The sequence below is a fragment of the Paenibacillus sp. GYB004 genome (genome assembly GCF_036577605.1).
GTDB classification, from domain to species: Bacteria; Bacillota; Bacilli; order Paenibacillales; family NBRC-103111; genus Paenibacillus_AB; species Paenibacillus_AB oceani.
Genome location: NZ_JARBDB010000062.1, coordinates 78,729 through 100,203, shown reverse-complemented (window position 1 = coordinate 100,203; position 21,475 = coordinate 78,729). Strand labels below are relative to the sequence as shown.

General features: G+C 49.8%; 37 protein-coding genes. 32 read left to right on the top strand and 5 right to left on the bottom strand.

Features of this window, described 5'->3' with window-relative positions; all coding sequences use genetic code 11:
- Position 1 precedes the first annotated feature (1 nt).
- From PV433_RS27325 to PV433_RS27300, 6 genes are all read left to right on the top strand, one after another.
- Positions 2 to 643: a hypothetical protein gene (locus PV433_RS27325; RefSeq protein ID WP_332075191.1), complete on the top strand. Its 642-nt coding sequence runs from the start codon at positions 2 to 4 to the stop codon at positions 641 to 643.
- Complete coding sequence (locus PV433_RS27320; RefSeq protein ID WP_332075190.1) at positions 643 to 750, top strand: CD1375 family protein; 108 nt, start codon at positions 643 to 645, stop codon at positions 748 to 750. Before PV433_RS27325 ends, PV433_RS27320 begins: the two co-directional genes overlap by 1 nt.
- Complete coding sequence (locus tag PV433_RS27315; protein ID WP_332075189.1) at positions 747 to 959, top strand: CD1375 family protein; 213 nt, start codon at positions 747 to 749, stop codon at positions 957 to 959. The genes PV433_RS27320 and PV433_RS27315 overlap by 4 nt, the downstream gene beginning before the upstream one ends.
- Positions 960 to 1,014: 55 nt before the next feature.
- Entirely contained in the window at positions 1,015 to 2,262 is a 1,248-nt protein-coding gene (locus PV433_RS27310) for an SGNH/GDSL hydrolase family protein (RefSeq protein ID WP_332075188.1), read from the top strand.
- A gap of 64 nt (positions 2,263 to 2,326) precedes the next feature.
- Complete coding sequence (locus PV433_RS27305; protein WP_332075187.1) at positions 2,327 to 2,785, top strand: phage holin family protein; 459 nt, start codon at positions 2,327 to 2,329, stop codon at positions 2,783 to 2,785.
- Positions 2,782 to 3,468: a peptidoglycan recognition protein family protein gene (locus tag PV433_RS27300; RefSeq protein WP_332075186.1), complete on the top strand. Its 687-nt coding sequence runs from the start codon at positions 2,782 to 2,784 to the stop codon at positions 3,466 to 3,468. Before PV433_RS27305 ends, PV433_RS27300 begins: the two co-directional genes overlap by 4 nt.
- 444 nt (positions 3,469 to 3,912) lie before the next feature.
- Here the strand turns inward: PV433_RS27300 and PV433_RS27295 are convergent, their stop codons facing one another.
- The 3 genes from PV433_RS27295 to PV433_RS27285 form a co-directional block, all read right to left on the bottom strand.
- Positions 3,913 to 4,236, bottom strand: coding sequence for a hypothetical protein (locus PV433_RS27295; RefSeq protein ID WP_332075185.1), 324 nt, complete (start codon positions 4,234 to 4,236; stop codon positions 3,913 to 3,915).
- Between the two features lie 129 nt (positions 4,237 to 4,365).
- A complete protein-coding gene (locus tag PV433_RS27290; protein WP_332075184.1) occupies positions 4,366 to 4,575 on the bottom strand; it encodes a hypothetical protein in 210 nt (69 codons plus the stop codon).
- Positions 4,572 to 4,796: a hypothetical protein gene (locus PV433_RS27285; RefSeq protein WP_332075183.1), complete on the bottom strand. Its 225-nt coding sequence runs from the start codon at positions 4,794 to 4,796 to the stop codon at positions 4,572 to 4,574. The genes PV433_RS27290 and PV433_RS27285 overlap by 4 nt, the downstream gene beginning before the upstream one ends.
- 611 nt (positions 4,797 to 5,407) lie before the next feature.
- Between PV433_RS27285 and PV433_RS27280 the strand changes: the two genes are divergently transcribed.
- The 7 genes from PV433_RS27280 (at position 5,408) to PV433_RS34250 (ending at position 8,587) form a co-directional block, all read left to right on the top strand.
- Entirely contained in the window at positions 5,408 to 5,617 is a 210-nt protein-coding gene (locus tag PV433_RS27280; protein ID WP_332075182.1) for a helix-turn-helix domain-containing protein, read from the top strand.
- 91 nt (positions 5,618 to 5,708) lie between these two features.
- A complete protein-coding gene (locus PV433_RS27275; RefSeq protein WP_332075181.1) occupies positions 5,709 to 6,074 on the top strand; it encodes a hypothetical protein in 366 nt (121 codons plus the stop codon).
- An 82-nt stretch (positions 6,075 to 6,156) separates the two neighbouring features.
- Positions 6,157 to 6,411, top strand: a complete 255-nt coding sequence (locus PV433_RS27270; protein WP_442951583.1) for a YolD-like family protein — start codon at positions 6,157 to 6,159, stop codon at positions 6,409 to 6,411.
- A 97-nt stretch (positions 6,412 to 6,508) separates the two neighbouring features.
- The gene (locus PV433_RS27265; protein ID WP_332075179.1) at positions 6,509 to 6,706 is read left to right on the top strand and encodes a YqaE/Pmp3 family membrane protein; all 198 of its coding nucleotides are present in this window, start codon (positions 6,509 to 6,511) and stop codon (positions 6,704 to 6,706) included.
- A gap of 195 nt (positions 6,707 to 6,901) precedes the next feature.
- A complete protein-coding gene (locus PV433_RS27260; RefSeq protein ID WP_332075178.1) occupies positions 6,902 to 7,570 on the top strand; it encodes a hypothetical protein in 669 nt (222 codons plus the stop codon).
- Positions 7,567 to 8,097 carry an accessory gene regulator ArgB-like protein gene (locus tag PV433_RS27255; RefSeq protein ID WP_332075177.1) on the top strand — a complete coding sequence of 177 codons (531 nt, stop codon included), beginning with the start codon at positions 7,567 to 7,569 and terminating at the stop codon, positions 8,095 to 8,097. The genes PV433_RS27260 and PV433_RS27255 overlap by 4 nt, the downstream gene beginning before the upstream one ends.
- Positions 8,098 to 8,206: 109 nt before the next feature.
- Positions 8,207 to 8,587: a LytTR family transcriptional regulator DNA-binding domain-containing protein gene (locus PV433_RS34250; RefSeq protein WP_442951580.1), complete on the top strand. Its 381-nt coding sequence runs from the start codon at positions 8,207 to 8,209 to the stop codon at positions 8,585 to 8,587.
- 428 nt (positions 8,588 to 9,015) lie between these two features.
- Here the strand turns inward: PV433_RS34250 and PV433_RS34245 are convergent, their stop codons facing one another.
- Together PV433_RS34245 and PV433_RS27250 are read right to left on the bottom strand one after the other, a co-directional pair.
- Positions 9,016 to 9,255 (bottom strand): helix-turn-helix domain-containing protein, encoded by a 240-nt coding sequence (locus tag PV433_RS34245; protein WP_442951579.1) that lies wholly within the window; start codon positions 9,253 to 9,255, stop codon positions 9,016 to 9,018.
- Between the two features lie 127 nt (positions 9,256 to 9,382).
- Positions 9,383 to 10,081 (bottom strand): helix-turn-helix domain-containing protein, encoded by a 699-nt coding sequence (locus tag PV433_RS27250; RefSeq protein WP_332075176.1) that lies wholly within the window; start codon positions 10,079 to 10,081, stop codon positions 9,383 to 9,385.
- 125 nt (positions 10,082 to 10,206) lie between these two features.
- Between PV433_RS27250 and PV433_RS27245 the strand changes: the two genes are divergently transcribed.
- The 19 genes from PV433_RS27245 (at position 10,207) to PV433_RS27165 (ending at position 21,469) form a co-directional block, all read left to right on the top strand.
- Positions 10,207 to 10,440, top strand: coding sequence for a helix-turn-helix transcriptional regulator (locus PV433_RS27245; protein WP_332075175.1), 234 nt, complete (start codon positions 10,207 to 10,209; stop codon positions 10,438 to 10,440).
- A 128-nt stretch (positions 10,441 to 10,568) separates the two neighbouring features.
- On the top strand, positions 10,569 to 11,288 hold the full coding sequence (locus PV433_RS27240; RefSeq protein WP_332075174.1) for a phage antirepressor: 720 nt from the start codon (positions 10,569 to 10,571) through the stop codon (positions 11,286 to 11,288).
- Between the two features lie 16 nt (positions 11,289 to 11,304).
- Positions 11,305 to 11,553 (top strand): DUF7667 family protein, encoded by a 249-nt coding sequence (locus tag PV433_RS27235; RefSeq protein WP_332075243.1) that lies wholly within the window; start codon positions 11,305 to 11,307, stop codon positions 11,551 to 11,553.
- Positions 11,554 to 11,683: 130 nt separating this feature from the next.
- Positions 11,684 to 12,031 carry a type II toxin-antitoxin system PemK/MazF family toxin gene (locus PV433_RS27230; RefSeq protein WP_332075242.1) on the top strand — a complete coding sequence of 116 codons (348 nt, stop codon included), beginning with the start codon at positions 11,684 to 11,686 and terminating at the stop codon, positions 12,029 to 12,031.
- 70 nt (positions 12,032 to 12,101) lie between these two features.
- On the top strand, positions 12,102 to 12,350 hold the full coding sequence (locus PV433_RS27225) for a hypothetical protein (RefSeq protein ID WP_332075173.1): 249 nt from the start codon (positions 12,102 to 12,104) through the stop codon (positions 12,348 to 12,350).
- Between the two features lie 122 nt (positions 12,351 to 12,472).
- The gene (locus PV433_RS27220) at positions 12,473 to 14,077 is read left to right on the top strand and encodes an ATPase (protein WP_332075172.1); all 1,605 of its coding nucleotides are present in this window, start codon (positions 12,473 to 12,475) and stop codon (positions 14,075 to 14,077) included.
- Positions 14,067 to 14,267, top strand: coding sequence for a hypothetical protein (locus PV433_RS27215; RefSeq protein ID WP_332075171.1), 201 nt, complete (start codon positions 14,067 to 14,069; stop codon positions 14,265 to 14,267). The genes PV433_RS27220 and PV433_RS27215 overlap by 11 nt, the downstream gene beginning before the upstream one ends.
- Entirely contained in the window at positions 14,264 to 14,659 is a 396-nt protein-coding gene (locus PV433_RS27210; RefSeq protein ID WP_332075170.1) for a hypothetical protein, read from the top strand. Before PV433_RS27215 ends, PV433_RS27210 begins: the two co-directional genes overlap by 4 nt.
- A 3-nt stretch (positions 14,660 to 14,662) precedes the next feature.
- Positions 14,663 to 15,556: a RecT family recombinase gene (locus PV433_RS27205; protein WP_332075169.1), complete on the top strand. Its 894-nt coding sequence runs from the start codon at positions 14,663 to 14,665 to the stop codon at positions 15,554 to 15,556.
- Positions 15,556 to 15,777 (top strand): hypothetical protein, encoded by a 222-nt coding sequence (locus PV433_RS27200; protein WP_332075168.1) that lies wholly within the window; start codon positions 15,556 to 15,558, stop codon positions 15,775 to 15,777. Before PV433_RS27205 ends, PV433_RS27200 begins: the two co-directional genes overlap by 1 nt.
- On the top strand, positions 15,774 to 16,055 hold the full coding sequence (locus PV433_RS27195) for a hypothetical protein (RefSeq protein ID WP_332075167.1): 282 nt from the start codon (positions 15,774 to 15,776) through the stop codon (positions 16,053 to 16,055). The genes PV433_RS27200 and PV433_RS27195 overlap by 4 nt, the downstream gene beginning before the upstream one ends.
- Positions 16,052 to 16,498 carry a hypothetical protein gene (locus tag PV433_RS27190; protein WP_332075166.1) on the top strand — a complete coding sequence of 149 codons (447 nt, stop codon included), beginning with the start codon at positions 16,052 to 16,054 and terminating at the stop codon, positions 16,496 to 16,498. Before PV433_RS27195 ends, PV433_RS27190 begins: the two co-directional genes overlap by 4 nt.
- A complete protein-coding gene (locus tag PV433_RS27185; RefSeq protein WP_332075165.1) occupies positions 16,495 to 17,250 on the top strand; it encodes an MBL fold metallo-hydrolase in 756 nt (251 codons plus the stop codon). Before PV433_RS27190 ends, PV433_RS27185 begins: the two co-directional genes overlap by 4 nt.
- Before the next feature lie 46 nt (positions 17,251 to 17,296).
- Positions 17,297 to 17,773: an HNH endonuclease gene (locus PV433_RS34240; RefSeq protein WP_442951582.1), complete on the top strand. Its 477-nt coding sequence runs from the start codon at positions 17,297 to 17,299 to the stop codon at positions 17,771 to 17,773.
- 16 nt (positions 17,774 to 17,789) lie between these two features.
- The gene (locus tag PV433_RS27180; protein ID WP_332075164.1) at positions 17,790 to 18,476 is read left to right on the top strand and encodes a hypothetical protein; all 687 of its coding nucleotides are present in this window, start codon (positions 17,790 to 17,792) and stop codon (positions 18,474 to 18,476) included.
- Positions 18,477 to 18,499: 23 nt separating this feature from the next.
- Entirely contained in the window at positions 18,500 to 18,937 is a 438-nt protein-coding gene (locus PV433_RS34235; protein WP_442951578.1) for an HNH endonuclease, read from the top strand.
- A 1-nt stretch (position 18,938) separates the two neighbouring features.
- A complete protein-coding gene (locus PV433_RS27175) occupies positions 18,939 to 19,787 on the top strand; it encodes a conserved phage C-terminal domain-containing protein (protein ID WP_332075163.1) in 849 nt (282 codons plus the stop codon).
- The gene (locus tag PV433_RS27170) at positions 19,768 to 21,141 is read left to right on the top strand and encodes a replicative DNA helicase (RefSeq protein ID WP_332075162.1); all 1,374 of its coding nucleotides are present in this window, start codon (positions 19,768 to 19,770) and stop codon (positions 21,139 to 21,141) included. The genes PV433_RS27175 and PV433_RS27170 overlap by 20 nt, the downstream gene beginning before the upstream one ends.
- Positions 21,101 to 21,469, top strand: coding sequence for a hypothetical protein (locus tag PV433_RS27165; RefSeq protein WP_332075161.1), 369 nt, complete (start codon positions 21,101 to 21,103; stop codon positions 21,467 to 21,469). The genes PV433_RS27170 and PV433_RS27165 overlap by 41 nt, the downstream gene beginning before the upstream one ends.
- Positions 21,470 to 21,475: the final 6 nt, after the last annotated feature.

Below are 21,475 nucleotides of genomic sequence, written 5' to 3'. Positions count from 1 at the left end.
TATGAAAGAAGCATACAACCTTGATCTTGATGGGTTTTACACGAATGAATCCGAACCTATTCCTGCGGGAAGCCCGATGCAAGTCACCGAACGATTTGAGACACCGGTACCGACGAGCGAAATCCCGGAGCCGGAAGCTAAACTTGTAGGCTACCGCATATCGTGCGTATGGCCTTCGGGATTGTTCAAACCGCGCTACGACATAGCAGCTTGCCAGGCGGCGCTTGTAGCCTATGACGATGCAATGGCCTCTTATCGGGCAGCGCTAGCCGCCTACGACCCGGATTCGGAAGACGAGCCGCCACGACCGCCCGCGCCGGTAGACTTGCAAGCCTATTGGGTGGAAGGGCTGACGCAGGCCGAAATTGATGCGATCCGCAACGCGCCGCAGCCGCCCACTATCTATGATCACGTAACGCAACTCCAAACGGAGAGCGTCGACACGATGCTTGCGCTAACCGAAGTATTTGAGACAACGGCAGAGCAGGATGCCATGCGGGAGCAGGAGGGCGTCGATACGATGCTAGCACTCACAGAAGCTTACGAAACAATCCTCCAGCAGCAAACTGCAATCGATACCCTGATGACACAAATCGCGGTGCTTACGGCCCGCATTGATGTGTTGGAAGGGGGTGCAAGCTGATGGCACAGGTATACGCGAACTTGATCCGAAAGGGATTGAAAACGATCGATGATGTGCCCGACAACAAGCGGGCCGAAGTCGAAGCTCTACTTGGAGCAGCCCAATGATGCGCCGATGCATCGTATGGCTGCTTCTTTATTTGCTCGGAGAGGAGGTGAGGACGACCATGGTTACCGTATACGTCACGCTGATCATTAAGGGCTATAAGACGTTTGCGCAGGTGCCTGTCAACCTTCAACCACAAGTTGAAGCTGAATTGGCTGTATTGGAGCTTGGTATCGATGGCAAGCCATTGCCGACGGAACCGGCAGCGTAACACCATGCCCCGAGCAATCGGGGCTATTTTATTTGAAGATCAGGGGGCGATGAAGATGCCTGATATAAGACATTACTCACCGCGAAGCGGGCGGATCATCAAAGAAGACGGAAGTGTGGTTAATGAGGCAACGTTGCTGGAAGGGATACTCACAGCCTTGACCGGAGGAGGCGGGATGGGTGCCATAAATAGAAACGATTGGCCATCATTTGTTTTGTTTGGTGACAGCATTACAAACCAAAATGGCCCATTCAGCGGCACGGTTAACTATTATTGGCAGCCTGCCGGATTTTTTTATTGGACGCAGCTGCTGACCGGTGGACATATCAAGATTCTAAAGCAAGCCGGTATCGGCGGCAACACCACAACGCAGATGCTTGCCCGGATCGATAGCGACGTGCTGCAATACAAATCTGACTACGTCCACGTGCTCGGCGGCACAAACGATGTCCTAACCGATACAGCATCGGCGACGACGGTAGCCAATCTGACCACAATTTACAAAAAGATTAGGGACAATGGCAGTAAGCTCGTGATCGCCACTGTACCGCCGTCCACCCAGTGCAACACCGATCAGCGGGTCGCTAACCTCAACGCGATCAATAAATTTATCCGAGACTATGCGTACGCCAACAAAGACGTGATTCTTTGCGATATGTTTAGCGCTCTCGTTGATTCTAGCGGTCGCCTTATCCTCGCCGGTCTTAGCGACGACGGCACGCATCCTAACGCAGCAGGTGCGGCTAGGATGGGCCGGAAGCTTTATGAAGATCTGAACGCGGCCCTTCGATTTTCGAAAGAAAACATGCTCTCGAAGTCGTATAACGATTCAAACAATTTGCTTACGAACGGTATTTTGACCGGCGATAGCTCCGGCGGCGCAACTAGTTGGAGTTTCGCGGGCGGCGGCACCCGGTCGAAGAATTTTTACGACGACGGCACTATTGCATACAACGAGCAGGTTATCGACGTGGCGACAAAAGCGACCGTGAGCATGTACCAATCTGTCACGACAGGATTCGCCGCCGGGATGAAAATCGAAGGTCTTGCGCGTATAAAATTCGAAGACATGACGACTTTGGACTCGATTGCCGTAAAGGTCAACTGTGTCGGGAGTACTCAAAACACGTATAGCCTTACGGGTAATTTCGACGGGCCTACTCTGATGCTCCCGGAAGCGATCCATAGCACACCACAGTTGGTTATCCCGGACGGTACAACGAAGATCGACTTTTATGTTGTCGCCACAAATTTGACCGGGAAGATGAAGATAAGCAATCCGACAATTCGAATCGTGATTTAAGCCTAGCTCCGAGCCGATCGGGGTTATTTTATTGCCCGCATATATGGGTGGAGAGGGGAACGGGATGAGCGCGAAGCTGATCGTATCCACGATTTGGACGGCTGCTGCTGGCAGCACTGGTAAGGAGTTTGTATTTGGAGGAGTGACCGCTGTGTCTGGCTTGATTGCTCAGTACCTCGGCGGCTGGGATGCGGCGCTTAAGGTTCTGGTTGCCCTGATGCTAGCCGATTACGTAACAGGCGTCCTGGGCGCATTTAAGACCAAAACGGTCAACAGCGAGGTTATGTTTTGGGGCGGCATCCGTAAGGGCATAACGCTAGCGGTTATCGCATTGGCGGCCATGTGCGACCAGTGGGTCGGGGCGAATGCTCCAATCTTCCGCACACTGGCCGTTTACTTTTATGCTGGCCGGGAAGGACTGAGCGTCGTTGAGAATCTTGGCCCGCTGGGCGTGCAGTTGCCTCCGGGACTGGTCAAGTTTTTAGAGCAGCTCAAGCAAAAGGGTGAGGGTGATAAGGGATGACGACTTTATGGCGTGAAGAACTGATACCCATCAACCCATTCACAAGGCCGGGGACACCTCTCCGGCTTGTTCGTAATTTAGTAATCCATTATACAGCGAATCCCGGAGCGTCGGCCGCTAATCACGTTACGTACTTCGGCTGGACGATCCCTGCATCCAAGGAACGCTACGCATCGGCTCATTATTTCGTCGATCCCGGCGACGCTGCACTTATTATACCGCTGGACGAACAAGCCTATCATGCCAGCCAAGCGAATCCGTACAGTATCGGAGTTGAAATGTGCATCGAGCCAGACGGATCGTTCCACCCGGAGACAGTCCGGCGAACAGTGGCGATCGTTGCGGAGCTATGCAGGCGGTACGAGTTGAATCCGCTACGGGACGTGATCCGGCATTACGATGTAACCGGCAAGCATTGTCCGGCTCCGTACGTTGACGATCCGGAAGCGTGGGAAGAGTTTAAACGAAGAGTTGCGAACGGGGACGAGGAGGACGGCGGTACGATGAACCTGGAACAATGGCAATGGAAGATGCTCGGTGATTCGCTGGACGGGTTATATCACAAAGGGCTACTAGGCGACTATGGCTGGGCTGAGAAGGCATACGAGGGCAAACTGACGCAGACGGAGCTGGCTTGGCTTAATACGGTTGTGTTTGCACGGGAGAAAGGGGTGCAGGTATGATAATCCATCCAGACGGCCGTTTAGAAGGTGCACCGGAAGAACTGGCGGCATATCAGCAGGCGATGAAACCGCCCGAAGTAAATCCGAATTCGTCCGGATATGTTCCATGGTTAGGGATCTACCGACCCCAAATAACAAGCGGCAGCACAACTATAAAGCTTCCCGATGGAAGTACAGTGTGTTAAAAAACCTATGAATGCCCCGCCAGTGTCCGCCGGCGGGGTTCTTCCTCTCAATCAAACGGTGGATACTTCTTTACTCTCTGCCGTTCCTCTTCGGCTTCCCGCCTTCTCGCGCGCCTATAACGAACCTCCAGAACCGTCAGAACCCCGAAACCCAATATCCCGATCACCAGCAAAATAATTAGCGCGTATAACTGCTGGCCGGTTGCAGCGGCTGTCCACATCCATCCCGTAATAATTCCGGTTCCCTCCCTTGCAACGTCTACTTTATTTTCTTTGCAACCAATACCGCAGCCTGATCGGTAACAGCCAATCGCAGCCCTTCATAAAACTTGCGTTTGGCTGCGGCGGCGTTCTTCGCCGCGATCCGGAGGCGCATCCGATCGTTCTGCTTGCCTACTTCATATACCGGTGACGTTAGGGGTTCGTTTTTGTAGAGGCTCACTACATCCCGTGCCGAAAAGATATCGGCGCATATACGTTCATTACCTTCGGAGTCGATGACCTTTACGCCACCATTTGGAATTCTTCTAAGCGTAAAATCGTACATGGCTGCGTAATCTCGTATTTGCTTCTCCGTATTCAACTACCACGCACCTCCCGTTTATTTACGACGCGCCCGGTAGTAAAAGACAGCCGCGATCAGCAGCGCGACCGGCCCCGCAAATTTTATAATCGTCTCCAGCATAGGTTCAGCCTCCTTTGAGGGGAGCTGTTAAGCTCCCGTAATTTCAGATTCCCAAACAAACAAATGTGGATATTCCTTGATGTCATAAGCGATGGAGCTTGACGACGATGGCCTACCTGTACCGTGGATCGTCACTTCCTCGCCTTCCCAAATAACTCTGTCACCATCTTTGTATTTCGGAGTGGGAATTGGTGCGCTGTGGTCGTGTTGGTGCTGGAACGTCCAATCTTCTCTCACGCCATCACCTCGTTTCGGCGTTTGATTTCATTGATTTCGCGGATGATCTCTGCTTCGCGTTCCTTCTGCTTCTGTAAAAATTCTTCAAAGTGTTCCCGGCGCTTAAAAAACTTGTTTCCAATTCCGGGAATGTACCCTTTTTCCTCTAATGCTATAGCGTCGTGCTTCAAGGCACTTCGTATAATTCGAAGGCGAAACTCTAAACTCTTTAGTCGTTCCACTGTCATAACCTCCCAGCGTAATGTATAGGGGGCGGTATGTGGCCCCGTGTTAAATGACCAGTTCACTAACTGCTCCGCATCGCTTGCAACTCACGATATGGATGTAATAACCACCGTCTGGACGACCGTTTGAATGAGCGTCACAGTGAGTCGTAGTGTACCCGCTACCTCCGTACAACTCATGTTTGTTGCCGCAAACGCACGTACATTCGGCGTCACGGAAAATACCGGTTCGTTTCTTCTCCATTACCGCGCTCCTACTGTATATTTGACTTGCGTTATGTTAAGATTGGGAGGAGGGGAGGCCCTAATCTCCCCTCCAGGGAACCTATTTACGTTTGCGTGGTCTGCGCTGGCGTTTGGTTCCTTTTTTCTTTGTCTCGGCTCTGGCGGCCCGGTAAATCAGTATGGCAGAGGCCAGTTGTATTGCCGAGGACAAGATGCCGTCCCAATCCCAATCTTGCATTTTCTCACCCTTTCGGGAAATCATTTGTTCGACTTCCTAAACATAATATATCATTACATAAACGTATTGTCAAACGTTTTATTTGCTTTCACGAATATTATTTGTTATTATACAGACAAATGATTTAATAAAGGGTGAACGAGAGATGTTTTCATACAAACCACTTTGGATAATGTTGGTGGATCGGGAGATGACAAAAACCGAAATGCGAGAAGCCTTAGGATTGTCGTCATCTACGCTTGCAAAAATGGGAAAGAACGAGTATGTGTCGCTTGAGGTAATCGATAAGATTTGCTCGTACTTCGGCTGTACGCCAAACGATGTAATCGAGCACAAGAAGGAGCAGGAGGGATAACCTCGCTGCTCTTTTTTTGACATTGCATGTTCGCATCTGTTCGCATAAAATAGGAACAAGTGTTCTTATTTTGGTTTGGAGGTCGATTAAGATGAAACGGACAAAGAATTTGATTGCAGTTCGAGCAAAGATTCGCCCTATGCCGCCGAGCACCAAGACAAAAATCAGAGCGGCGATCGATTATGCATGTAACGGAGGAGCGAGGTCGCAATTTAATGATGACGAGGGGGTTAGTTATCTCGTCACGTACCAAGAAAAACGCTTGATAATATCGATTGTCGATCTTGGCCCTGATCCCAATGCGAGCTCGCTCTCGTATTTAATTGGATTATTAGGCGAGCCATCGACGAAGCATGCCAAGCCGTGGGTTTTAGATCCTAAATATACGATTTTACTTTTGTTTTGGGAAAATCCGAGCTTCAATCGAGTTGAGGATTCTACATATGAAAAAGCTTGAAGGTAATGGTATATTTGAATCATCACGAATGATGCTGCCTGAACATAAGGCGCGAATAATGGCTCATACACATGAAAGCGAGATGGATAGACTGATGGCAAAGCATAAGCAGAAGCGACCGACACGAGATGAATTTGAGCTGGAGGAGCTGGGCAACCAGCTAACCGAAGCGAAGGATGAAGAGATAGAGGTATCTTTGTCGGTGTGGGGTGAATCCGATCCGGTGGTTGGGCGTATCACAGTACTGGATGCGCGGACCAGACTGGTGCATGTGGAGAGCCACGGATTGGTCAAGATCCCATTTCTCGATATCATGAAAGTGAGCTCGGCGGGTTGATTTACACCCAAAAAATAATGAAACTTTTTTGCCACATCATCGTATGGGAGTGGTAGAATATATAGGGATAAATAACCAATAAAGGACGGGGTACATAATGCTATATCTGCTTTGTTTCATTCCTCCACTCGCGGTATTATTCTGTGGAAAACCCGGGCAGGCTTTACTGAATCTAATCTTAACGCTGTGCTTATATGTTCCTGGGGTTATTCATGCGATACTGGTTGTCAATTCGCATAAAGCAGACAAGAGGAATCAAAAGCTGATTGAGGCTATTCGCAGCACTAAATCATAAACATCGCCATGTATGCCGGCCAATCTGCCGGCATTTTATTTTTTGGTTTACACTTTTGACGAATTTTGTGTAGGAACGTTTGTTCGTAATATAATTGCTTCGAAGAAGCGCGGGTAATGATTTTCCGCTAGAAACATTAACCATTGTGAAGTATAGTAGGAACTAATGATAGCCTTTTCATAAATGGAGGAAGACATGGAAACCGTAATATATTTTCTCTTAAGTGTGCTCGATTCGATCGCAATAATATCTCTCATGTTTCGGGTATACCGGTTTCCATTTTGGGAGTACTTCAAAGAAATATTGTTAATGGCTGTCATCGCTTCAGTAGTGTCTTACGTCGTACGTGTCGTTCTTGGCGTCCCGGCGCTGGACATGGCTGTCCAGTATACCCTGTACGTGTTATTGCTCAGGTTTATCATCAAGGTACGATTCTTCCCCGCCTTGCTCGTGGGGGCGGTGGGGTACTTATCTTACACGGCCATACAATTTATCGTGTACCCGCTGCTGATCGTGACGGGGGTCGTAACGCTGGATGACGGACAAGCGATTCAGGGCGCCGGCACCTACATAATCCAAATCACGAGTGATATGGTCAGTTTTATTGTTTGCTGGTTCATGTATCACTTCAACCTCGGCTATGCCTGCTTTGTTCGCCCCCCGCATGACTTTGATCTAAAGGACAAAATGACCGGAACTAACTTGTATATGGCTTGGGCCGTCGTTCCGGCCGTGATCGTGATCTTCTCGACGCTTTACTGGATTCTTAATCATAACGCTCATATTTTAATTGTACTGCCGACCGTTGCCGCGTCGCTCTATATTCTAATCTATCTTTCTCGCAGGAAGGACTTCGGCCTATGATGACTATAGAACAGTTTGCTGAAAAGATGGCCACCAGCCTGAAACAGAGTAATCCGGATATTAATGTCAGCATTCCGCGCATGCGCTACGCACTGGCTGGCCTGATCAATGTCGGACTTGTCCTCGCATTAACTGGTGGACTTGGCGCAATTACCGGATCAGCTGCAGGAGCACTTACGGCCATGGCTGCATTCGTGCTCCTTCGGACGTTCTCGGGAGGATACCATGTAAAGTCGCTCGAGCTGTGCGTAATCGTTTCGACGCTCCTATTCGTCCTCATTCCAATGGTTCCGTTCCCGGATAAATATACAGCATTCCTTACAGTGCTGGTTGCTCTCATTGTGGCAATTCGCTCGCCGGTACCACACGAGAGTAACAGGATTCCGGCAGCATCATACCCGTTCCTCAAAGCGATTTCGATTATGGTCGTGTGCAGTAATTTGTTTATCGGGTCCGCAGTAATCGCGCTGGCCTTCGCAGCACAAGCAATTCTCCTTATCCCATCGAAGGGAGGTGAACCTACATGAAAAAGTCTGCTTCGCTTATGGCTTCGAAAGCTCTATCTTTGGTGGCTGCCGTCCTTTTGGTATCGTTCAAGGGCGTGATCGGCTCCCCGAAATCTGATGACGTTGAGTGATGGATATTTTTCGCATAACAACTAGATCGCTCGGACGGAAGGGCAACGGGGAAGAACCAGAGCTGCGCACACTCGACTTAAACGCGGATGTGAACTTTATCCAGATGGAAGGGAAGCTCCCGGTCTATTACACGACAGAGGGGCCTTGTGGGACCATTAACACTCTGGATATGCTTGAGAGGCTGTTGGAGCCGGTAGGATACATCCGTCTGGATGCGGTCAACCTGGTTAAAATCAGCAGGATCAAGTGGATCGAGGCAAGGACAGGATGGGTTCATTTTTTAGATGGATCAAAGACTCAAATTGCCTTGAGCAGGTGTAAAGCGATCGAGAGGGACCCGGATCATCCGCTCAGGAGTCTATTACAAAACCCGCCCTGATGTCCTTGGGCGGGTTTTTACAATCGAACAGTATATCACATGTTTTATAAAATGTTTGTCTTTCTGTGTCGAAAAATCATCTGCAATCGGAGGTACCTCGATTGTTCTTTCCTGAATTCCAGTTATTGTACTAAAATAGTCATAACTTGGAATAAAGGAGGGATGATTGATGATAGATTCACACTGTGGTCCATAAACAAATATACGGACGACGTTTGGGGCGCCTGCCGCAAAGTAAAGATCTCTGTCTAAAAGAATATGCTACATACGCCATTGAGTAAACTGAAGTTTCGGCGAGTGAATTGTGGTTGACTTGTGAGGAAACGTGGGGTAAAATTTGGGTTTTCTTTGCGAAGCTTTCTCAGCAGTTGTTCCATAAAAATTGTTGCCTATATTGGCAACAATCCCTCCGGGGAGAAGAGTAAAGTTTACTCTTTTCGCCGCTTACTATCTCGGGGAATTTCTTTGAAAGTGTAGAACTCCTCTGCATGATGGCCCAAAATTCGCCCTGCAAGAACGGTATCTTCATATGTCATATCCCGTTCGCCATTCATCCATCGGGTAACAGTTGAACGATGTACACCCATTCGGCGTGCAAATTCAGCAGGGGATATATCACCGAGTAGTTCACGTAAGCGGCATCTCTCCCTCTCGAGGGAAATAGCCATTAAATTTAAGCACCTTTTCGATAAAAGTGGTTCAGCCTAACAGAACGAGGGTGAAGGGTCATAAAACAGAAAACATTTGAATTAGACGAGCTATCGGCTCTGCTTGGAATAGACCTCCGTGACGTGATCAGGTCTGATCACCAAAAGAACGTTCCATGCGAACAAAAGCAATTATCTTCTTCATCTCCTGCTCAGACAACGGTCGTCCATCAACGGTAATTTTGAACTGCTTGGCCAACTCGTCGTCAGACAAGTCGATGTTATCAACGAACTCCTTCATCGGGTGTATATCGGGTGGAGGAGTTTTATTTTCCGCAGCTATTGAAGCGCTTCTGTCCTTCTTAGATTGAGCAATACCGTATTTCTCTGCGATACTAAATAATGCTCCAAGTAGCTCAGTTTTAAAGAAAAAACTGTAATTATCCCGCGCTATTTTCTTAACTTCCCCAGGTGAAAATTTGAAGTCCTTATCAATTGCAGGACTAAACTTTTCTTCGAGTACGAAAGAAACCTCTTTAACTAAATCCTTTCTGAATTCACCATTTTCAGTTAAATCATCCACCGCTTTATCGAAGTCATTCTGAAATCGGTAATCAAAAGATAGAGGGTCGTCTGTTTTACCAAGCAGGTAGTCAGTTGATGTGTGAAGGACTTCGGCAATTCGCGATAGCACATCACTTGGAGGAACGCGAGTACCATTTTCATAGGTTGATACGCTCGCGCGATCCTTTCCAATCTTATCAGCAAGATGGGTTTGGAACATTCCTTGTTTCTCTCGGAGGGCTTTAATTCGTTTGCCCAATTCCTTCAATTGCGCTTTGTCCACAAAATTAACCTCCATAAAATAAAAAATAGCCGTTGACGCGACTTAAAGTAACGTGTTATATTTTATGTGCGCGACGCAGAGTAACGCGAATAGCATAAAAACAAATACGAAAGGAGGTCTTCGTATTGGCTAGACGTAAGTCTATTACCCGTGCAATAGTGAAACGGGTTCGTATGGTTGAACTTCGTGGTCAACTTGGTAAAACTCAACGTGCTGTTGCGCTTGACTTTGATGTTACTGAGAGTTTCATACGTGAAATCGAAAGCGGTCGAAGCAACCCAGAAATGAAGTTTGGCTTTGCTCTTGCCAAGTATTTTGGAACGACAGTTGATGACTTATTCCAGGACTTGGCCGACTAACGCTTGCCTATAATTCACATCTCACAAATTGGATTATACACCGTTAGTTTAATTGACGCAACCGAACTAGTGTTCTGTTTCAAGTTTTTTACAAAGGAAAGTCATTATTCAGAGCGAGGTGAAGAAGCGTGAATAATCTTCCTCAAATTTTTACTTATCGTGACGCACAAGTCCGCACGATCGAAATAGACGGGCAAGTCTGGTTTGTACTAAAGGATGTATGCAATGTCCTGGAACTGACGAACGCCCGCATGGTGAAAGAACGGCTTAATGAGGATGTAAGTTCAACTTACCCCCTTCAAACGCCAGGCGGTATCCAGCAATCAATCATTATCAACGAAGACGGACTTTATGATGTGATTCTTGAGAGCCGGAAACCTGAAGCAAAAGCATTCCGCAAATGGGTAACTAGCGAAGTGCTCCCTAGCATCCGAAAGACCGGTTCATACAACATTACCCATGACCCTCAGCAACTCATTGCCCTCGCTCTTGTCGAGGCTCAGAAGATAATAGAGGGTAAGGATCGCATGATCGCTATTATGCAACCGAAAGCAGAGTTTTTCGACGCCGTCGCCGACAGCAAGGATGCCATTGACATTGGAACCGCCGCAAAGGTTCTGAAAATCCCGGGTGTAGGGCGGAATAACCTGTTTGAAATTTTACGCAATGCCAGCGTATTGATGGCGAACAATCAACCGTATCAGCGATATATCGATTCCGGTCACTTTCGAGTGATAGAACAGAAATACAACAAACCAGATGGCAGCACTCACATCAATATAAAAACTCTAGTGTATCAGAAGGGTCTAGACTTTATTAGGAAGCTTGCTGAGAAGAAGCAGGCTTGAAAGGCTGGTGGAACGCATGATCGGCATACACCCGATACATCGCCGCCTAGCTCAAATCCAAATGAAAGCAGAAATGGTCGGGTACGATCAACTCACACAAGAAGATCAAGTCGAGCTGCGGCATTGCCTGATTGTTAATGGACAGCTGGTCCGCCGGCTGGATGAGTTGAAACAGCTCTCATTTATCGCATACACGGTCGATGATCGAGATTGGCAGCATGAGATATGTAAGCAAATCGAAGAATTGGAGGCGAAAATGATATGAACGTTTTTGCGAAGATGCTTCAATCCGTTGGCATGACATCCGGCCCGGTCTACGTAAGCCACCTTATGAAAGGCCATGAAGTTCGGGCGATGGCTGCTTTTATCCGGTCAAAGGCGGCGGATTCAAAGTGATGATACGCCGCGGAGATATCTGGATTGCGGACCTAGGCGTACAGACCCGCAATTGCGGATCGGAGCAACGGGGAGTTCGTCCGGTACTGATCATTCAAAACGATGTGGGCAACTTCTACAGCCCGACTGTTATTGTTGCACCGATCACTGATGGAAATAAGCGCTACATGCCTACGCACGTCAAGGTCTCGTGGGAGCGCGGGATCGGGAAAGATTCCGTTGCCATGCTTGAGCAGATCCGAACACTCGAGAGAACGAAATTGCGGAAGTGGGCGGGATCAGCTGGCGAAATTATGAACGATGTGGACCGGGCGATAAGACTTAGCCTTGGCCTTGAAAGGGGGTGAACACGCGAAATGCTGACCGCAAAGCTGCCCATTATCGGCACCGTTGCACGGATCGAGCAGGGGAAGATCATTGTCCGCAGCGGCGAACGAACCGATTCGTACAATCCACTTTATTACCGGATTATGCCGGATCAATCAGATTACGCAGAAGGGAGGGAGCCGGCCGATGGAGACAGGGGATCGTAATATCGTGGTGGAGCGGAATGGGGCGGGATACCGCGTCCGATACGAAACAAAGACGGAGGAATCCGCCCGGGATATAGGCGCAATCATCATCGTCTTAGCCGGCATCATTGCTGTCGCGGCGCTAGTAAATTGAGAAGTCCTATTATTTTTTTGCCCAAAACGGCATGTAGGGCCAAAAAAAAGAGTCGCCCAAGAGGACGACCGCTAAGAAAAATTCGATTGCAATTATTCTACCACAGATAGCGAGGTTGGGGAATGCCCAAGGTTATCCGATTTATATCGCTCGAGCTCGTCAATTTCACCAGCCACCGCAGCCGTGCGGTACAGTACGGCGACATTACTCGCCTGTCCGGGAAAAACGGCGAGGGCAAGTCGTCGATCGGCGCGGCTCCAATATGGGTGCTGTACGGTACGGATTTGTATGGCAGCAAGTTTGACCCGTCGCCCACAACATACGAGTTTGACCGCGTGTACGCTTCCCTGACGCTCTTGATTGATGGCAGCGAGTACCGGTTCGCCAGAGAGCTTCCCAAGGGCAAGACGGCGGTCTACTACGTCAACGAGGTGCCGACCAAAGCCAAGGAGTTCGAGTCCGCTGTCGAGGCGTTGCTGCCCAAAGATGAGTTTTTGTCCTTGTACCATCCAGCCTACTTTTTCGGGCTTCACTGGACCAAACAGCGGGAACAGGTGATGCGGTACGCACCGGAGCCGCTACAGGGAACGGTTTTCTCCGAGATGAGCCGGACCGATCCGGGGCAGAAAGCAAAGGACATTCCGCTCAATTCGGCGGCCGCCAAACTCGCGGAATTGGTCAAAAAGCATACGCTGGTCGACCTGCAGCAAATCCACGGCGGAACCAACGGCCGCAAAAGCAAGCTCGACAAGCAATACATCGCGGCGCAGTCCAAAACTCGCACCTTGCAGGAGCAATTGCTCCGGGTACCACCAGCTCCGACAAATGTAGTGCTTGCAGAGAAGCGGCTCGCCGACATCGAGGCTGCGATCAAAGACAACAGCGTCAGCCCGCTGCCCGCGCTTCGATCCAAAATAGACCAGTTGCAAAGCGAATATGTCCGCTATGCGACGCAGTACCAAGACGCGAAGGAGCAGCATACTACGGTATCCGCGAAAAAGCCGGATGATACTTGTACAGCCTGCGGCCAGGCGCTGGAAGACGAAACGAGGGAGGCTGCACAGGCCGCACATGCTGCCGAGCTTAAGACTATCGCGGCAAAGGGTAATGAGGCACTGCAAAAGGCCAAAGAGCTGCGCGCGCAGGTCAAGGAGGCGCAGTTGGGGCTTACGGCAGCGGAAGCCGAGGAGTCCGAAAAGCCGGACCTGTCCGCACTGTACGCCGAGCGGGACGCGCTCAAGGAGCAACTGCAAGCCCATAAACAGCGGGATGATCTGAATCAGCAGGTCGCGGCGGCCAAGGCTGCCGAGGAGCAGACACTCACCGATCTACGGGAGTCCACGTTTATCCTCGACGCTATCAAATCCTACCGCGCCAAGGAAGCGGAATTACAAGCAGAGCAAGTACAGTCGCTCTTTACGACCTTGTCAATCCGGCTATTTAAATTTGTAAAGACGACAGGAGAGTATGAGCCAGACTTCTCGATCCAGATGAACGGCAAGGATTACGTGAAATTGTCCACGGGAGAGCGGGTTACGGCGCAGTTGGAGTTGATCAACGTGCTCTACAAGCAGTCGGAGCTTGTAACGCCGACGTTCCTCGATTGCATCGGCGAGTATACCGGCAAGGTCGCGGTTTACGGCCAGCTGATCACCGGCCGGGCGGTTCTGGATCAGGATCTTTTGATTGAGACGACGATGCAGGAGGGCGATAAAGATGGGCGTTAAGGAGATTTCTGTCGGATTCACATACACCAAGAATCTCGGCAACTACGAATCGATCAAGATCGACGCCGGGTTCGTAATCGCGATCGGCGAAGGCGATGATCCAGAAGCGGCCTTCAACAAAGCCTGGACAGCTGCGAAGGCCCAGGTCATCAAGGGCGTAGCTAAGTTTCAGGAAGGAGGGCGTCCATGATCATAACAGTCCCATTCAACAACTTCCGCGGCTATCCAAGTATAGAGCAGAACGATTGTGTCGTTCTACGCCGCCCTAATTATCCGACCGGAATGCACATCGAAATCGCATTTCCGTTCCACGAGGATACTCCGAATTTTACGCTGACGGTCCCCGAGGCGCTAACGATTCGTAATGCGATCGACGATCTTGTGGCGGTAAAGATGCTTGGAGAGCCTGAGCCCCGTTACTGTGTAGCGTCCGACTGGGCGCCCAGCAACATCAATATTCCGGATGCAGCGCGGATCAGGGGGCTGCTGGACGATTACCAACTCCAGAGCGATTACGACGCCGGAGCCCGGCAAGCAATTCAGCGGATCATAGGCATTCTCAAACTTAAGGAGGACAAATAATCCATGGCAAACAATACACAAATCGTATTTTCCGGGTTCGAACAGCAGCAGGTCGATACGATCCGGCACACGCTGGCGAAGGACGCCACTCCCGAACAATTCAACCTTTTCATGAGCACGGCGGTCGCCGCCGGCCTCAATCCGATGCTCAACCACATCTATTGTATCGTCTATGGGGGCAAGCTGAGCATCCAGATCAGCGTCGAGGGGATCATGTTCCTCGCCAAACGGGTCGAAGGTTACGCCGGCATTGACGTTCAGCTTGTTTACGATGGCGACGAGTTCCGGGCCAAGCGCATCCGGGGGGATGACGGCAAGTATTTTTGGGACGTTGAGCACGAGATGGGACCGCAGGACGGCAAGGTTATCGGATGCTACGCCTTTGCCTACCGGGACGGATTCCCGGCGGTCTATGAGTACATGAAAGCCGCAGAGGTGCAGCACCATCTGACGGGAAACAACGCCGGAAACTGGAAGAAGTATTTCAACGACTTTTTCAAAAAGACGGTGGTCAAGCGGGCGGCAAAGCGTCAGTACGGCATTGAGATCGCCGAAGACGATGCGCCGGTAGCAGACAGCCCCCCGGCCCCATACGAGCGCCGCGATATCACGGATGAGGTTAATGGTTCAACACAGAACCAGACACCCCCGCCGGAGCAGCCATCTCAGGACGTCGAAGCCGCAAAGATGAAAGATGCTCGCCAGCAGATGAAAATGAAATTTCAGCAGCTCGGCATAACCGATCCGGACGGAATGGACGCCTATATCAATAAAAATGCGAAATTTAAGGGCGTTAAACCAACATTAGCGGAGATGACAGGTCTGCTCAAAATCATGGATATGGATTTGGCAGCGAAACAACAGGCCGACGACGACATCCTCGGTGACCCGATCTAATGAGGCCGGAGCAGCTCGATATGTTCGCAAGCACCGTGGAAGAGGTGGCCGCGCCCGCGGCTCCTCCCCAGGCTCCCATTCTCAGAGGATTTTACTACGAACGGGCTACGGACAAATTCGTTTCGTTCTACCTGGGGGAGCGGTATTACGAGGAGCCGGCCAAGGGCTGCAAGCTGCCGAAAGAGTGGCAGCGGCGAATGAAGGAGGAGCGGTCGATATGAACTGGCAAGCACTCGATCAGGCGATCAAGGAATTCGAGGCAGCCACTCCAACAATGAACATTCATGCTAAGAATGGCGATTTGGTCGTTTATCTTGACAAGAATGGTCACGATTGGGAGCCGGTAGAAGCTCGAGAAAAGGGTTTGGTTGAGGGAATGGTTTACACCGTCGAAAGGACGGAAGTCGGCGGCGGTCACACCGACGTTTACCTGAGAGAGTTCCCAGGGCAAGCATTCAACTCGGTCCTGTTCAGGGACGAAAAGGAGCGGTCCACATGATCCAAATCACACCGGAACATCTGGCGTTTGTAGAAGAGGCGGCGCGGGCGTTTGAGGGAGCGCCTCGCCTCGAAACCTACTATAACGATCAAAAGAAGTTTATCGCCCTGCGGTACGGGCTCGACCGGGACTGCATCATGGTTTACGAGTTTGGGGAAGAGGTTGCATTGTTTTCACAGCAGGTCACTGTCCGCTGTCCCGCGATGCGCAAGGAGGTTTACGCGTTTGCCCTCCAGATGGAGGAACAATTGCGGGCAAACGATCATAAGGGCGGTTGGGAAAACACCTCAACCGACTACTTCATCGATCAGCTCCATAAAAACACTAGAAAGCTGCTGTCATGCACGTCTCACGAGGAATACCGCCTGCGTTGCGCCAATATCGCTAATTTTGCAATGATGCTTGCGGACAATGACCGGCGGGATGAGGTGAACCGCAAATGAAAGTAACAATCATCGCCTCCGGATCGGACGGCAACTGCATTCATCTACAGAGCGGGGACACCGGCATCCTGATCGATGCGGGCAAATGGAAACGGGACTTGGAAAAGCGGCTGCTGGCTAAAGGCGTCAATGCCTCAACCGACATTCAAGCCATTTTCATCACGCACAGCCATAACGACCATATCCGCGGATTGACGATCGCCAACAAATACCGGCTGCCCGTGTATGCGACGGATGGCGAGTGGAAAAAGATATCCGGCGTGGACGACGAGCTCTGCCGGACGCTAGAAACGACCTACGGCAAGTACGATCCGGTCGAAGTCGGGAAACTCCGGGTATACCCGTTCAAAGTCCATCATGACGCGCTGGAGCCGGTCGGCTACTCGGTGGAGGATGACAGCGGGAACCGCGCATGCATCGTCTTCGATACCGGTCACATTGACGACGACATGCTCGAGATGATGGAAGGCAACATCTACATCATCGAAGCAAACCACGACGTTGACATGCTGCGGGAAGGCCCGTATGACGACTACCTTAAGGATCGGATCAGCGACAAGTACCGCGGACATCTGAGCAATGACCAGACGGCCGAGGCGCTGGCAAAGCTCGTACGGGGCCGGGGAGAGCTGATATTTTTAACACATTTGTCCGATACAAACAACTTGCCCAAATTAGCCGAAATCACTGTCACATCAACTCTGTCAGCCAAAGGATTATCACGAAGTTCTTATTCGATAGAGGTGGTATAGTCTGAAAAACGATTTCGTAGTACGTGGCGATACTTCAGTGATTTTCATGACAAATACGAAGGGTGAAAGCTTTCAGACGATTGTAGATACATGCATGTTAGGTAGAATCGCTTCATTTTGTGGCATGTGGTACCCAGCTAAACTAGGGGGTCCGTTGTATGTCGCAGGCTCCTTGCCCGAAGGGAATTCTAGCAAAAAGACACTTTTGTTGCACAGGTTCATATTAAATCCACCATCGTCATATCTGGTCGATCATATCAATCACGACACAATGGATAACAGGCTAGTTAATCTCAGGCTTGTTACGCGTTCAGAGAATGGCCAGAACAGAAAGGGCGCACAGCAGAATTCTAAGAGCGGAATTCGAGGTGTGAGTTGGCACAAACAGAACAAGAAATGGGTGGCTCAAATAAAAGTTAATGGAAAACGGATGTGCCTTGGATTCTTTTCAGATATTCATGAAGCTGAAAGGGTAGTTGGTGAAGCTAGAAGGCATTTCAACTTTAAGGATTCTACTCTTTAATCGAGGTGGTTGAGCGATGAAGATTAAGATCGTCAAGGGATTTCGACCAAATAGCGGTACCGGTTATCTGAATGCTGGGGACGTTCTTGAGGCTCGGCGGATCTCTGGACTGGTGTCCTGGGACTATCAATGTATTGAAGGGGAGCATTCGGGCGTTGTCATTCCGTTTATAAATTGCATCGAACTGCCGGTTGAGCGAACTTATACCGAATCTGAGTACAGCCAGCAGCAGTATAGAATCAGCAAACTCAAGAGTGAGATTAAAGAATTGAAGTACGAGAAACAGCTGATGCTGGATACGATTGAGCGGGAAGCTGCTGGTGAGCAGCCGGAGGCGGTTGTTTTGCCGCGGGACTTGGGGGAAGCCATCGCTTGGCTACGGCGGAGTGGTTTTCAAGATTTCTTCATCGTTGCACTTTCAGGTCAAACTCCTATGTTGGGCCGTGATTACTCGAAAGAAACTATTAAAAACTTGAAAATCATCAGCAACTACCGTCAAAAAAATGAAATATTGAAGGCTCTTGTCAACGGATACAGGATCGAAGAAGCCACCATAAATCCGGATGAGCGCTTAGGAGATGGCATAAAAAAGATAGTTGATCGCTGGGGATCGGCCCCATCCATCGGTTCAGCCGAGGCGGATCGGGCGTCATTATCCGAGCAGATTACGGAATTTGTCAAGGATTTCTATGCAGCACAATAGCACCATCGAAACGGGTGATCGACATGAGTAGGATGAAGAACAAAATGTTTTTGATGGGGGATTATGTCGATGCGTATCGCTGCGATCAATGCGGCCAAAAGGAGATAAGCGCATGCTTGCACTGGGAGAAAAAGAACTTCACCCTTTGTGCAAACTGCTTATCTAAGGCCCACAAAGAGTTGTTTCCGGAGCATATTCCCTCCAATACCCAATGTAAGAAAAAGAAAATCCCTAAAAGTATCAGAATGGCTGTATTTACGCGAGATGGGTTTAGGTGTAGGTACTGCGGTTCTGAAGAGAATCTAACTGCTGACCATGTAACCCCCGAGTCACGGGGTGGAGCAACGACGGTAAACAACCTAATGACTGCTTGCAATACGTGTAACCTCAAAAAAGGAGCAAGAACTCCGGTTGAAGCTGGAATGGAGATTCTAGCAATTAATGATGAGCGGGTGAGGTGAAATGGCACGACCAACAAAAGAAGGTCTCGAATACTTCCCGCTGGACGTCGACATTGACCAGGACGACAAGCTAGTGGTTCCAATTTCAAAGTTCGGCATGCAGGGATTTGGCATCATCATTCGCCTTATGATGGAAATTTACAAAAACGGATATTTTCTGAATTGGTCAGAGAAGGAGCAACACTCCTTCTCGATCAAGACCAGAGAGAGCATTGAAACTCTCGAAGCTGTAGTTAATGAATTGATGAACTGGGGGTTCCTCCACAAAGGCAAGTTCGAGAGCCATAGGATTCTGACATCGAAAGGCTTTCAGAAGCGGTATTTACTTGCTACAGGCCGGAGAAAAGGAGTCGAAGTCCATCAGGATTACAGTCTTTTAGAAGTCGAGACTCCCAAGCAAGATGGAGTTATTGCTAACAATAATCCCGATCAACTAGAGTTATTGCCTACAGAAACTACACAAAAGAAAGTAAAAGAAAAGAAAGTAAAAGAAAAGAATATATACGTCGAGATCATCGATTATCTCAATGAAAAAACAGGGAAAAGATACTCGCCTGCTTCGCAGTCGAATCGTTCCCTCATTAACGGAAGAGTATCAGAAGGCCGCACCTTAGATGATTTTATACAGGTAATTGATACAAAGTGCTCGCATTGGCTGGAAGACCCTAAGATGGTGGAGTACTTACGTCCTGACACACTATTCAGACCATCGAACTTTGACAAATATCTAAATCAGCAGCCGAAAATCGAGACCACAAAAGATCCTTTTATCGACTCGAGGGACAAAGAGGTGGCGTTCCAGCAATGGATACAAGAAGGGAATGATCCGGATGAGTTCGATTGGAGCTGATGCCGAACAATCTGTTCTCGGTGCCATCCTTCTCAACCCTGATTGTCTTGACGATATCACCTTCTTGGAGCCGCGGGACTTCGTAAGCGTTCGCCACCAATTGATATTCAAAGTCATGAGGTGGCTTCACGAGAAAAACGACCCAGTCGATATTGTGACGATAACGGAGCATTTCCACAGGCGAAATAGGGTCGAGGACATGGGCGGGGTCTCGTATCTCTCGCAACTTGTATCCGCTGTTCCGACAGCTGCGAACGTTTCACATTACGCAAATTCAGTTCGTTCGCAAGCACTTCGCCGTCGTGGCACCGAGGCTGGACACAAAATTGCGGCCCTTCAAAGCGAGGATTTCGACAGTGACGAGGAATACTTCGCTGCTGCCGAGGCTCTAATCGACGAGCTCCGTCCTGGGAAAATCGTAGAGATGAAGAGCTTTACCGACACCAGACAAGAGTATTTTACTCACCTTCGGAGCAAGGCGGAAAAAATGCTATCGGGGTTCGAACAATTCGACAAGTGGTCGCAAATGTGGCGTGGATGGCTGTATATACTCGCTGGCCGTCCCAGCGTTGGTAAAACCGCAAGATCGCTCCAGCTGGCGATCGGAATCGCCAGACAACGCCGTGAGGTCGACATGATCATGCGGGATATGATGGATGCCGGCTTGGTCCTGTTCTTCTCTCAAGAAATGGGCGAGGAAGAGCTGACCGATAGAATGATATCCAATCTGTCCGGAGTCTCCTACAACAGAATCATCAACAAGGGCGGCGAGGAAGGATTTACGGACGACGAGTGGCAGCGCATAGAGCGGGCGTATGCGGAGCTAGAGAGGCTGCCGATCCGGATCATGGATAAGCCGGGAATAACAATTGAAGAGGTTCGGGCAGTCGCGCGTCGTTTTAAGAGGAAGTATGGGAAGATTGCTGCTATTTTCGTAGATTACCTGCAGATCATGGATATCCCGCAGCGGAAGGGAGAGCAGCGAAATCAGGCGATCGGGCGTGTAACGGCCGCGGCGAAGCAAATAGCAAGACAAATGAACTGCTGCTTCATCCTTCTTTCGCAAATGACGCGGGACAGCGAAAATTCCGAAGAACCGAAGCTTTCGCACCTGAAAGAATCCGGCAGTATTGAGCAGGATGCCGACGTCGTCGAATTCCTTTGGCACGATCCGGAGGACACGGAGCAAGGCGGGAAAGTCATTCAATCCGTTTTTGCCAAGGGTCGAAATGTTGGTACAAACAAGTTCAGGTATCTTTTCCAAGGATGGCTCCAGCGGTTTAAAGAGCTTGAAAAGAAAGAAGTGGTGAAGAGTGAGCAACGCAAAGACCACTGGAAAAAGAATCGAAAATGATGATTCATACGACCGGTCGGCAAAATGGCTTGTTGATAAGGCCCAGCAGATCAGCGATCCGTTGATCGATGAGGACGAGAAAGCCAAGCTGCTCCGGCATTACGATTACGTTGACAGCGAAATGCAGCGGTACCGGCGCGGGCAACTGGTCAAGGAGTTTCCCGGGCTTCGGAGGGTTTACGCTCAATTGGGATGGAGCTACGACGAGCCCGCGGAGGCGTCCGAACCGAAACAGCCTGAGCTCGAACCGCCCAAGCAGGAAACGCAGTCTTCTCCGTCGGAGCCCCCGGCAAAGCGCGTGTCTGGATTTTTGGATGATGATGATTGAGGGGTG

Bases quoted from the DNA above. Each gene is read 5' to 3' on its own strand.
- PV433_RS27230 (WP_332075242.1), top strand. From the start codon at position 11,684: ATGATACGCCGCGGAGATATCTGGATTGCGGACCTAGGCGTACAGACC.
- PV433_RS27270 (WP_442951583.1), top strand. From the start codon at position 6,157: ATGGATAGACTGATGGCAAAGCATAAGCAGAAGCGACCGACACGAGAT.
- PV433_RS27215 (WP_332075171.1), top strand. From the start codon at position 14,067: ATGGGCGTTAAGGAGATTTCTGTCGGATTCACATACACCAAGAATCTC.
- PV433_RS27255 (WP_332075177.1), top strand. From the start codon at position 7,567: ATGATGACTATAGAACAGTTTGCTGAAAAGATGGCCACCAGCCTGAAA.
- PV433_RS27185 (WP_332075165.1), top strand. From the start codon at position 16,495: ATGAAAGTAACAATCATCGCCTCCGGATCGGACGGCAACTGCATTCAT.
- PV433_RS27220 (WP_332075172.1), top strand. From the start codon at position 12,473: ATGCCCAAGGTTATCCGATTTATATCGCTCGAGCTCGTCAATTTCACC.
- PV433_RS27175 (WP_332075163.1), top strand. From the start codon at position 18,939: ATGGCACGACCAACAAAAGAAGGTCTCGAATACTTCCCGCTGGACGTC.
- PV433_RS34235 (WP_442951578.1), top strand. From the start codon at position 18,500: ATGAGTAGGATGAAGAACAAAATGTTTTTGATGGGGGATTATGTCGAT.
- PV433_RS27180 (WP_332075164.1), top strand. From the start codon at position 17,790: ATGAAGATTAAGATCGTCAAGGGATTTCGACCAAATAGCGGTACCGGT.
- PV433_RS27195 (WP_332075167.1), top strand. From the start codon at position 15,774: ATGAACTGGCAAGCACTCGATCAGGCGATCAAGGAATTCGAGGCAGCC.
- PV433_RS27235 (WP_332075243.1), top strand. From the start codon at position 11,305: ATGATCGGCATACACCCGATACATCGCCGCCTAGCTCAAATCCAAATG.
- PV433_RS27265 (WP_332075179.1), top strand. From the start codon at position 6,509: ATGCTATATCTGCTTTGTTTCATTCCTCCACTCGCGGTATTATTCTGT.
- PV433_RS27320 (WP_332075190.1), top strand. From the start codon at position 643: ATGGCACAGGTATACGCGAACTTGATCCGAAAGGGATTGAAAACGATC.
- PV433_RS27300 (WP_332075186.1), top strand. From the start codon at position 2,782: ATGACGACTTTATGGCGTGAAGAACTGATACCCATCAACCCATTCACA.
- PV433_RS27325 (WP_332075191.1), top strand. From the start codon at position 2: ATGAAAGAAGCATACAACCTTGATCTTGATGGGTTTTACACGAATGAA.
- PV433_RS27315 (WP_332075189.1), top strand. From the start codon at position 747: ATGATGCGCCGATGCATCGTATGGCTGCTTCTTTATTTGCTCGGAGAG.
- PV433_RS27170 (WP_332075162.1), top strand. From the start codon at position 19,768: ATGAGTTCGATTGGAGCTGATGCCGAACAATCTGTTCTCGGTGCCATC.
- PV433_RS34240 (WP_442951582.1), top strand. From the start codon at position 17,297: ATGACAAATACGAAGGGTGAAAGCTTTCAGACGATTGTAGATACATGC.
- PV433_RS27280 (WP_332075182.1), top strand. From the start codon at position 5,408: ATGTTTTCATACAAACCACTTTGGATAATGTTGGTGGATCGGGAGATG.
- PV433_RS34245 (WP_442951579.1), bottom strand. From the start codon at position 9,255: ATGGCTATTTCCCTCGAGAGGGAGAGATGCCGCTTACGTGAACTACTC.
- PV433_RS27205 (WP_332075169.1), top strand. From the start codon at position 14,663: ATGGCAAACAATACACAAATCGTATTTTCCGGGTTCGAACAGCAGCAG.
- PV433_RS27275 (WP_332075181.1), top strand. From the start codon at position 5,709: ATGAAACGGACAAAGAATTTGATTGCAGTTCGAGCAAAGATTCGCCCT.
- PV433_RS27305 (WP_332075187.1), top strand. From the start codon at position 2,327: ATGAGCGCGAAGCTGATCGTATCCACGATTTGGACGGCTGCTGCTGGC.
- PV433_RS27200 (WP_332075168.1), top strand. From the start codon at position 15,556: ATGAGGCCGGAGCAGCTCGATATGTTCGCAAGCACCGTGGAAGAGGTG.
- PV433_RS27310 (WP_332075188.1), top strand. From the start codon at position 1,015: ATGCCTGATATAAGACATTACTCACCGCGAAGCGGGCGGATCATCAAA.
- PV433_RS27260 (WP_332075178.1), top strand. From the start codon at position 6,902: ATGGAAACCGTAATATATTTTCTCTTAAGTGTGCTCGATTCGATCGCA.
- PV433_RS34250 (WP_442951580.1), top strand. From the start codon at position 8,207: ATGGATATTTTTCGCATAACAACTAGATCGCTCGGACGGAAGGGCAAC.
- PV433_RS27210 (WP_332075170.1), top strand. From the start codon at position 14,264: ATGATCATAACAGTCCCATTCAACAACTTCCGCGGCTATCCAAGTATA.
- PV433_RS27190 (WP_332075166.1), top strand. From the start codon at position 16,052: ATGATCCAAATCACACCGGAACATCTGGCGTTTGTAGAAGAGGCGGCG.